Origin of the sequence: Nocardia neocaledoniensis (assembly GCF_029868625.1) — a bacterium.
Lineage (GTDB): Bacteria > Actinomycetota > Actinomycetes > Mycobacteriales > Mycobacteriaceae > Nocardia > Nocardia neocaledoniensis_A.
In genome coordinates, this window is sequence record NZ_JARWOJ010000143.1 from 1 (window position 1) to 8,858 (window position 8,858).

Genomic DNA, 8,858 nt, shown 5'->3' on the forward strand with positions numbered 1-8,858 from the left:
CGCGAAACTGCCCGACACCGGCCGGTAGGTGAGCAGCTCCCCCAGCGCGCGCATGATCACGAAGATCGCCAGACCCGCGGCCAGATAGGCCAGGATCAGCGAGGGTCCGGCCTGTTCGATCGCCGCGCCGGCGCCGGGGCGGGGGCCCCCCCCCCAATCCGTCGTGCGTTCACCAGCCGGAGCCGGAGCCACCCGAGCCGGTGTTGGCCAGGATGGTGCCGATCACCATCTGTGCGAGACCGGCGACAGATCCCAGAAATTCCATGATGTCCTCTTTTCACTTCGCCGGTTGGTCGGCGTAGGCGTGAACCTAGCCGACCCGGCAAGTGAAAGGAGCTTATTTCATTTTGTTCAGCGCAGCGTGACCTGACGCCCGCGCAGACCGTCGCGCGAGCGGCGCTCCTCGCCGGTCATCGGGGCATCCGAGGCCAGCGCCTCGGCCAGGCGCGCCCCGAATTCGCGGGCGGGCGCCTCCCACTCGGTGGGGTGCAGTTCGGGATCGAGGTCGAACACCGGGACCAGCACGCCGTGCGTGCGGAAGGAACCGGCGAAGCGCGAACCCTCGCCCATGTGCAGACCGCCCTTGGCGTGCACGCGAGCCAGGGCCAGCATCAGCTTGTCCTCGTCCTCGGGTCGCACCCAGCGCACGTGCGCCTTCTCGCCCGCGTCGACCCACCAGGCCGCACCGACGCCGTCGGCGCCCAGATCCAGGCGGGCCGAGGGCATGATCGCCTGCTTGGCCTGCTCGATCGTCGCCGCCACCTGCGGATCGGGAGTGACGCCCTCGGGCACCCACCAGTCGAAGTCCTGGTGCACGGTGAGCTCGAGGTCGGCGCCCGGATCGATGACGTCGGCCAGGCGCGGACCGCCCTCGACCGAATCCGCCGATTCCAGCGACTCGCCCGGCTCGGCGGACTGCGTCCACAGGATCGCCGCGGCGATATCGGCCGACGGATCGATGCCCTGATGCTGCACCTGGGTGCCGACGAAGCCGACGGGCTCGTCACCGGCGCGCACCAGCGCGGCCACGGCGCCGGGCAGGACCGTAGCCAGGGTGACCTCGCGCTGCGCCGCGACACCGGGCGCCAGCTTCAAGGTCGCGGTCGCCGACGGCACGAACTCCCGCAGCGCCACCAGATCACATTCGGCAGCAAGACCTTCGAACGGCCGCGTCGGGGCCGCCGATGCCTGCTCCTGCGCCGCACGCCGCTCGGCGAGACGCTGAGCCCGATTACTGTCGGGCTTCGGACTGTTCCGCTTGCTTTTACCCACGCACGGAGTTTATGGGCGGGTACCTCAGACGCCTGCGAGCAGGGCCTTCGTGCGGCCGGGATGATTCGTTGCGACCCAGCTCACGCCCAGGTCGGCGCACAATTTCACGTCGTCGGGCTCGTCGACGGTCCAGCAGTAGGTAGCCCGGCCGGCCGCGGCGGCCTTGTCGACCAGTTCGGGATGCTCGCGCAGCGTCTTCACCGAGGGCCCCACCGCGGTCGCGCCGACCGTCGTCGCGGCGCCGCCGCCGAGGAAGCGGGATGACTCGCCGAGCAGCACCGTCGGCAGCAGCGGCGCGGCGCGGCGGATCCGCCAGACCGCGGTCGCCGCGAACGACATCACCACGGCACGGGAGTGATCGGCCGAAGCGGGGGTGGCGATGCCGAAGCGCTGCAGTTCGGCGAGCACCTTGTTCTCCACCAGGGCGCCGTAGCGCACCGGGTGCTTGGTCTCGATGAACAGCTTGGTCGGCCTGCTGCGCCAGTCGAGCACGAGGCTGATCAGGTCGCTGAGGGCGAGCACGCCCTCCGGCCGGTCGGCGGTGCCGAAGTTCATCTCGCGTAGTTCGTCCAGGGTCAGTTCGCTGACCAGGCCGGTGGCGTCGGAGGTGCGGTCGACGGTGCGGTCGTGCACGCAGACCAGGTGCCCGTCGCGGGTCAGCCGGACGTCGCACTCGACCCCGTCGGCACCCTCTTCCAGCGCCAGCTCGTAGGCGGCGAGGGTGTGTTCGGGGCGCGCCGCGGACGCGCCACGGTGCGCCACCACGAACGGCGCGCGATTGCCCTGGCTCACTTGGCCACAACCTCCTCTTGCGAATTCTCGATCTCGTCCCGCTCGCCCGGGGTGACCGGGGCGATGACGACCTCGGCCGGGTCGGCGGCCATCACCCACCGGTGTGCCGAGCGCGGCGCGCCGCGTAGGTCACGCCCCTCGAGCAGGCGGACCGTCCACAGCGTGAGCACCGCGAAGGCGGCCGCGCACAGGTCGCTGAACCCGGTGAAGGAGACACCGTCGGCCTCGGCCTGCAGGCTCGACGCGTCGCGCCACAGCGTCGCGGCGAGCAGGATCAGACCGCTCGCCACCCAGGCCGCCCACCAGATCCGCACGGCCCGTTCGGCCCGCGGATCCGGCTGCGCGCCGAGCAATTCGGTGAGGAAGACGCCCGGCCAGACCAGGTTCACGCCGGGGACGAGACACCCGGCGATCAACGTCCAGCGGCGCCGCGGATCGCGTCGGCCCTGCGCGGCGAAGGCGGACTTGCGCGCCTCGATCAGCCACGCGACCAGCGCGAGCGCGGTCGCCAGCGCGCACAGCGGCGCGATGACGCCGAAGACCCACACCGACATGTCGGAGATCCACAGCAGCCAGCTGGGGATGAGGGTCGTGCGGTTGCGCAGCAGGATCAGGTACCTGCCGTATTCGGCGGCCGCGGCGACCAGGAACGCCAGCGCGGTGAGGACGAGCAGCACATCGCGCGATTCGGCGATCCCGCGCAGCGGACGCTCGGCAGGCCGGGCCGGGGCCGGCGGCGGGTCGAGCAGGCCCCAGCGCGGGACCTCGGTGTAGCGCGGGGTCGGGCCGGGCGGCGCGGCGACGGCCGAACCCGCGGCCTTGCGCAGCCGGTGATCCGGCCTGCGGGCGACCCAGCGGTAGTTGCGCTGGGACGCGGGCGCGTCGACCCGGCCCGGCGAGAGCAGCACGCCACGGCAGCGCGGGCACCAGTGCATCGGCGTGCCCTGCACAGCCCAGCGCGCGCCACAGCGCGCACATGGTTGCACCACCGAACTCACCCGCGCACCCCGTTCCGGACTAGTAGATCTTGGCTTCGTGCTCGCCGTCGGCGACCACCGGACGGCCGGTCTGCTGCCAGGCCACCATCCCGCCCGCGACGTTCACCGCCTCGTACCCGATGTGGGCCAGGTACCTGACCACCTCGATCGAGCGGCCGCCCTGCCTGCACACGACGTACAGCTCGGCGTCGATGTCGAGCTCGTCCAGGCGCGCTGGCACGTCGACCATCGGGATGTGGATCGCGCCCGGCGCGTGGCCGAGCTCCCACTCGTCGGGTTCGCGCACGTCGAGCAGCTGGATACCAGGGACCGGTTCCGCGCTGTCGAACGCGGCGGGTACCGCACCCACCGGCACCGTGGGGACCTCGGAGCTCGTCACGCCTCGATCCTGCCATGCCGCGACCGAGCTCGGGCTGCCGTGGGCGCGGTCTGTGGATGGATCTCGGTTATCCACAGAATCCACAGGGTGATCCACAGGTCTCAGCTATCGGTCAGCACACGATTTCGAGGCATGGGCTATCAACCGAGGTCGACTCGGGAAGAACAGCGGGCGGGGCAACCGATCCGGGACTCCCCTCCATGTCATCCCGGAGCGGCTGCCCGCCGCTGACGTCGGGATCCAGGGTTGTACCGGACCCGACATCTACTTGGACGCGAGCCGAGCCCGATCGGTTCCATAAAAAACGACAACACTAGAGAAAATCCTAAATCCTGGGATCTGGGCGGCCGGATCGGTAGCCTGGGCGCATGAACACGAGCAGGGGGCTACTCGACAGTTTCGACATCAACGGCCTGAATACCGCTTTGTCCGAATCAACCTGTCTCGGAGTAGAGGTGGACGCCGCGGCGGGGCGCCTGCAGCTCGCTCTCGAGGTGCTGACGCTACCCGCCGAAAGCTCGGCGCCGACCGAGTCGAAAGTCCTGCTCACCTTCACGGGAGTCACCCGGGTCGCCGCTTCCCTGCGCATCCAGCGCTGGGACGACATCGACGCCCGCGTCCTCCCCCTCACCCTCGACCAGCTCGACGAAGCCATCGACAGCTTCGGCGGCGGCGGGCTGCACGGCTGGGAATTCATCGACCTCGACGACAGCGGCTGGACCCTGTGGAGCGAGCTGCTCAGCTTCGACACGGTGCTCGAACACCGGATCGCGGCGCATGTCATCGAGTTCTCCCAGGAAGAGGGCATCGATCCGCGCGAACTCGACGTCCGCGTCTGGTTCGACAAGATCACCGTCTCCGACCCGAGCGGTCGCGAGATTCCGATGACCGAGTTCATCGAGGGTGGCCGGCGCTGGTGGGCCGCTCACGATGCCGGTGACGCCAGAGCCTCGAAAGCCGAGGTCGCCCCTCCGCTGTGAGCCCGACCGCGTCGTCATCCGCTCCGCGCGGGAATGCGGGGCCGCACGCCTGCGGTTGCAGCGAGCGGGTGTACGAATGATGGTTGGTGTGCTCGACCGAATGGGCGCACACAGCCCGACACACGGAAAGGGACATCGTGGCCGTCTACACACTGCCCGAACTCGATTGGGACTTCAGCGCGCTGGAGCCGCACATCTCCGGACAGATCAACGAGATCCACTTCACCAAGCACCACGCCGCCTACGTCGCCGGCGCGAACGCCGCACTGGAGAAGCTGGAAGCCGCCCGTGAGGCCGGCGACCATGCCGCCATCTTCCTGAACGAGAAGAACCTGGCGTTCCACCTGGGTGGTCACACCAACCACTCCATCTGGTGGAAGAACCTCTCCCCCAACGGCGGCGACAAGCCGGTCGGCGACCTGGCCGCCGCGATCGACGACCAGTTCGGTTCGTTCGACAAGTTCCGCGCGCAGTTCACCGCGGCCGCCAACGGCCTGCAGGGCTCCGGCTGGGCCGTCCTGGGCTACGACACCCTGGGCCAGAAGCTGCTGACCTTCCAGCTGTACGACCAGCAGGCCAACGTGCCGCTCGGCATCATCCCGCTGCTGCAGGTCGACATGTGGGAGCACGCCTTCTACCTGCAGTACAAGAACGTCAAGGCCGACTACGTGACCGCGTTCTGGAACGTCGTCAACTGGGCCGACGTGCAGGATCGCTTCGCTCGCGCGGTGACCCAGGGCAAGGGCCTCATCTTCGGCTCATTAGCCTAGGCTGAGTAGCCTAGCCAACCAGAGGCCCCTACATACGTCGGGGCCTCTGTCGTCTCGCCTGATCTCGCACCGACATGGGTAACTCGTCGGGCACGGGCAAACTGGCCTGCCGACCGCCCCCGGCCGCGTCGCCAGAGCTCCCCACACCTGAGTCCGGCCAGAAGTCGCGGAGAGGCGGGCTAGCACTCACTGGTACTTGTGTGCCAGACGAGTTTCGGGTTATTCCTGAATCACAAGGGCACCGTCGCCCCCGGAGTTCGGGAGGCCATCATGACGACGCATGGTCCGATCGGGATCACGCCGTTCCAGGCGCGCGGTCATCTACAGGGTTTCGTGGTCTCCGGCCGCTGGCCGGACACCACCAAGGAATGGGCGCAGGTGCTGGTGCTCGCGGTGCGGGTGGCCTCGATGCCCGGCCTGCTGACCACCTCCACGGTGTTCGGGGTGCGCGAGGACCTGCCCGACGATCCCGAGCCGGGCACGGTCGGGCTGGTGCTGGCCGAGGGGCCGGTGCTCGGTGACGCCGCGGTCGAGCCGGGCCGCTTCGCCGATCATGTCCCGCCTGCACTGCTGATGCTGCATCCGCCGTCGGAGACCCGGCCCTCGCTGCCGGAGTGCGTCGGCGCCGCCTCGGGCTGCGTGCTGTTGCCCGGCGTGCCGCATCTGGGTCTCGAGCATCGCGCGGCCTGGGCCGAGGCCGAGCTCGACGGGACCGTCACCTCCCTGGTGAGCCGGGTCGGGATGGATCTGATCAGCGATCCCGATACCGCCGTGCTGGCGATGTTGCTGGCCGCCTGAGACTTTCACCCCGACGGCCTGGCGAACGCCGGGCAACGGGGTCTCCTGCCCGAAGAATTCAGGGGAACCGAACTATTCGGGCCGCACAGCCAAACTTCTTGTGCCCATAGCGATTTCGATTACACAGAGTTGGCATACCGACAGCAATCGGGCTAGGGTGGACAGCAGCGAAGGGGAGTAGCCCGCAATCGCCCAGTCGACATACTGATCGGCGCCACTCGGCGCGGTCCGGCTGCGCGAACCGGTGACCACCGGTGGGCGAGACCTTCGGCCACGAACCGATCCGTAGACCGGTGTGGCTGAGGGCGCACCCGTTTTCAGCCGCAGGCCGGAGTTGTCCACCTGGGAGCTGACCATGATCGCCACGATCCTGCTGAGCTTCGGCGTGATCTTCCTCGCCGAGCTCGGCGACAAATCGCAGTTGATGGCCCTGACCTTCGCGCTGCGCTACCGCTGGTGGGTGGTGCTCATCGGCATCAGTGTCGCCAGCGTGGCCGTCAACCTCATCGCCGCCGGAGTCGGCCATTTCCTCGGGACCGCGCTGCCCGCGAACGCCATCGCCGTCGTCACCGCGCTCACCCTGCTCGCCGTCGGCCTGTGGACACTGCGAGACGCGCTCGGCTCGGCCGAGGACATCGAGGACACGCCGCCGCCGAGCACGCGCAACGCCTTCCTCGTCGTCATCTCCGCCTTCATGCTCGCCGAACTCGGCGACCGCACCATGTTCGCGGCGGCCGCCCTGGCCTCGAACAACGGCTGGCTGGCCGTCTGGATCGGCTCGACGGCAGGCATGGTCGCCGCCGGTGGACTGGCGATCCTGGTCGGCAAGCTCGCCGGTAAGCACCTGCCCGAGCGCGGCATCGCGTTCACCTCGGGCCTGCTGTTCCTGTTCTTCGCCGCCAAGACCACGCTCGACGCCTTCGTGCCGAGCCTGGGCGGCTGGGGTTCGACCGGCCTCGCCCTGCTCGCCCCCATCGTGGTCGGCCTCGGGATCGGCGCCTGGCGGGTCTTGCGGACGCGCCCGGCGACGGTCGAAGACTCCGCTCAGTCGGTGAAGGCGTTGCCGTAGACCGCACCGGAGCGGCGGGCCAGGTCGATGAGCGGTTCCTTCAGATCGCGCAGCCCGGCCAGATCCTCGGCCGCGATCTTGCCGGTGACCATGGCGCCGATCGCGGCGGCCAGGGTCGCGCAGGCGAACTGCTGCTCAGCGGTCTGCGCGCCGAGCATGGCGGCCACCACCGCCACGAAACGGCTCTGCAGCTCCATCCTGGCCTTGACCGCCGACGGCCCGACCGCGTACACCTCCATCAGGAACAGCCGCGCCGAGGCCGGGTCGTCGATCATGTGGTCGAAGTAGGCGGTGAGGATGCGGTCCATCCTGGTGAACCCGTCGGCCTCGGCGGTCTCGGCGATCACCTCCTGTAGTCGGGCGGCGAGCAATCCGGAGACCCGGTCGAACGCGGCCGCGAAACAGTCCTCCTTGGAGCGGAACAGCTCGTAGAACGTCTCGCGCGAGACGCCGGCCCGCTTGAGCACCGCGGCCACGGGGGTGCCGACGTAGCCGCCTTCGGTCATCGCCTCGCCCATCGCGACGAGGATGCGTTCCCGCTGCGAGGCCACCACTTCCTCGCGGGAGAGATGGTGCCGTCCGCGCGGGAGCTGGCGCAGGGTGGATGCCGAATCGCTCATCGTCGAACTCCGTGCTCGAGGTCGGGCTTGCCATTCCATTCTGCGCGGTCGGACTCGCGCGTGGTGCGCCACGCTACCCATGGGTCGGTGAACGGGTGATGTGCGCCTCAACCGAGACCGGCTAAGGTGCCATTGACGAAGTGCCAACTGGCTGTCATGAACGAGAGGACCATCGTGGAGATTTCGGGTTCCGCCGCCATCGTCACCGGGGGCGCGTCCGGCCTCGGTGCCGCCACCGCCAAGCGACTGGCCGACGCCGGCGCCACCGTCTTCGGGCTCGACGTCCCGGCGTCCATCGAGCGCGCGGGCGACAACGTGCCCGCCGGTGTCACCCTGATCGCGGCCGACGTCACCAGCAACGACGAGGTCGCCGCCGCGATCGCCAAGATCACCGAGGGCCCGGCGCCGCTGCGCATCGTGGTCAACTGTGCCGGCGTCGGCTGGGCCGGCCGCATCCTGTCCAAGAACGGCCCGCACGACCTGGAGCTGTTCCGCACCGTCATCACCGTGAACCTGCTCGGCACGTTCAACGTGATGCGCCTGGCCGCCGACGCCATCGCCAAGACCGAGCCGGTCGACGAGTACGGCCAGCGCGGCGTGGTGATCAACACCGCGTCGGTCGCCGCGTTCGAGGGCCAGATCGGCCAGATCGCCTACTCCGCGTCCAAGGGCGGCGTGCACGGCATGACCGTCCCGGCCGCGCGCGACCTGGCCCAGTTCGGCATCCGCGTGAACACCATCGCCCCCGGCATCATCGACACCCCGATGCTGGCCGGTGTCACCGAGGAGTACCGCAAGGGCCTCGAGGCCGGCGTCCCGTTCCCGTCGCGCCTCGGCCGCCCGGACGAGTACGCCCAGCTGGTCGAATACATCACCGCCCACGACTACCTCAACGGCGAGACCATCCGCATGGACGGCGCGCTGCGCATGGCCCCGCGCTGACCCCTGGCCCACCCGCGCCTCTCCCCGGTCGTCACCACCTCGTCGGTTGACCGACCGATCCTGCGGTCGCGGAACCCCAGACACCCCCCACCTCCCCAGCCCCCATTAAGGCGGGGGGGCGGGCGGCGGCGGGGCCGGGGGGCGGTTGTTTTCCCCCCCACTACCCCCGCGGTCCGCGCTACTGCCCGCCGCCGTAATTGGGCTCGGGGCTGTCTGCGCTGTCAGGCGTTCCGCGACC

At 69.5% G+C, this 8,858-nt stretch carries 10 protein-coding genes and 1 pseudogene; 5 read left to right on the top strand and 6 right to left on the bottom strand.

Annotation, left to right across the window (positions count from 1 at the left end; translation table 11 throughout):
• The 5 genes and pseudogenes from QH270_RS10635 to QH270_RS10655 form a co-directional block, all read right to left on the bottom strand.
• Nucleotides 1-192: pseudogene (locus QH270_RS10635) on the bottom strand (hypothetical protein); the annotation flags it as partial.
• 159 nt (nt 193-351) lie between these two features.
• Nucleotides 352-1,272, bottom strand: a complete 921-nt coding sequence (locus tag QH270_RS10640) for a DUF5926 family protein (RefSeq protein ID WP_280340529.1) — start codon at nt 1,270-1,272, stop codon at nt 352-354.
• A gap of 24 nt (nt 1,273-1,296) precedes the next feature.
• Nucleotides 1,297-2,064: a glycerophosphodiester phosphodiesterase gene (locus QH270_RS10645; protein WP_280340531.1), complete on the bottom strand. Its 768-nt coding sequence runs from the start codon at nt 2,062-2,064 to the stop codon at nt 1,297-1,299.
• Nucleotides 2,061-3,062 carry a DUF4328 domain-containing protein gene (locus QH270_RS10650; protein ID WP_280340533.1) on the bottom strand — a complete coding sequence of 334 codons (1,002 nt, stop codon included), beginning with the start codon at nt 3,060-3,062 and terminating at the stop codon, nt 2,061-2,063. The genes QH270_RS10645 and QH270_RS10650 overlap by 4 nt, the downstream gene beginning before the upstream one ends.
• Nucleotides 3,063-3,081: 19 nt before the next feature.
• A complete protein-coding gene (locus tag QH270_RS10655) occupies nt 3,082-3,441 on the bottom strand; it encodes a rhodanese-like domain-containing protein (RefSeq protein WP_110038012.1) in 360 nt (119 codons plus the stop codon).
• A gap of 368 nt (nt 3,442-3,809) precedes the next feature.
• Here QH270_RS10655 and QH270_RS10660 point away from each other — a divergent pair, with 368 nt between their 5' ends.
• The 4 genes from QH270_RS10660 (at nt 3,810) to QH270_RS10675 (ending at nt 7,058) form a co-directional block, all read left to right on the top strand.
• Nucleotides 3,810-4,421, top strand: a complete 612-nt coding sequence (locus tag QH270_RS10660; RefSeq protein ID WP_280340535.1) for a hypothetical protein — start codon at nt 3,810-3,812, stop codon at nt 4,419-4,421.
• Nucleotides 4,422-4,558: 137 nt separating this feature from the next.
• Nucleotides 4,559-5,191, top strand: a complete 633-nt coding sequence (locus tag QH270_RS10665; protein ID WP_280340537.1) for a superoxide dismutase — start codon at nt 4,559-4,561, stop codon at nt 5,189-5,191.
• Nucleotides 5,192-5,461: 270 nt separating this feature from the next.
• Nucleotides 5,462-5,989, top strand: coding sequence for a peptidase (locus QH270_RS10670; RefSeq protein WP_280340539.1), 528 nt, complete (start codon nt 5,462-5,464; stop codon nt 5,987-5,989).
• A gap of 355 nt (nt 5,990-6,344) precedes the next feature.
• Nucleotides 6,345-7,058 carry a TMEM165/GDT1 family protein gene (locus QH270_RS10675; protein WP_280340541.1) on the top strand — a complete coding sequence of 238 codons (714 nt, stop codon included), beginning with the start codon at nt 6,345-6,347 and terminating at the stop codon, nt 7,056-7,058.
• Here QH270_RS10675 and QH270_RS10680 read toward each other — a convergent pair.
• A complete protein-coding gene (locus tag QH270_RS10680) occupies nt 7,034-7,678 on the bottom strand; it encodes a TetR/AcrR family transcriptional regulator (protein ID WP_280340543.1) in 645 nt (214 codons plus the stop codon). The two genes, QH270_RS10675 and QH270_RS10680, sit on opposite strands and share 25 nt — an antisense overlap.
• A gap of 174 nt (nt 7,679-7,852) precedes the next feature.
• Here QH270_RS10680 and QH270_RS10685 point away from each other — a divergent pair, with 174 nt between their 5' ends.
• The gene (locus QH270_RS10685; RefSeq protein WP_280340545.1) at nt 7,853-8,620 is read left to right on the top strand and encodes an SDR family NAD(P)-dependent oxidoreductase; all 768 of its coding nucleotides are present in this window, start codon (nt 7,853-7,855) and stop codon (nt 8,618-8,620) included.
• The last annotated feature ends 238 nt before the right edge of the window (nt 8,621-8,858 follow it).

Bases quoted from the DNA above. Each gene is read 5' to 3' on its own strand.
- QH270_RS10675 (WP_280340541.1), top strand. From the start codon at position 6,345: ATGATCGCCACGATCCTGCTGAGCTTCGGCGTGATCTTCCTCGCCGAG.
- QH270_RS10680 (WP_280340543.1), bottom strand. From the start codon at position 7,678: ATGAGCGATTCGGCATCCACCCTGCGCCAGCTCCCGCGCGGACGGCAC.
- QH270_RS10660 (WP_280340535.1), top strand. From the start codon at position 3,810: ATGAACACGAGCAGGGGGCTACTCGACAGTTTCGACATCAACGGCCTG.
- QH270_RS10670 (WP_280340539.1), top strand. From the start codon at position 5,462: ATGACGACGCATGGTCCGATCGGGATCACGCCGTTCCAGGCGCGCGGT.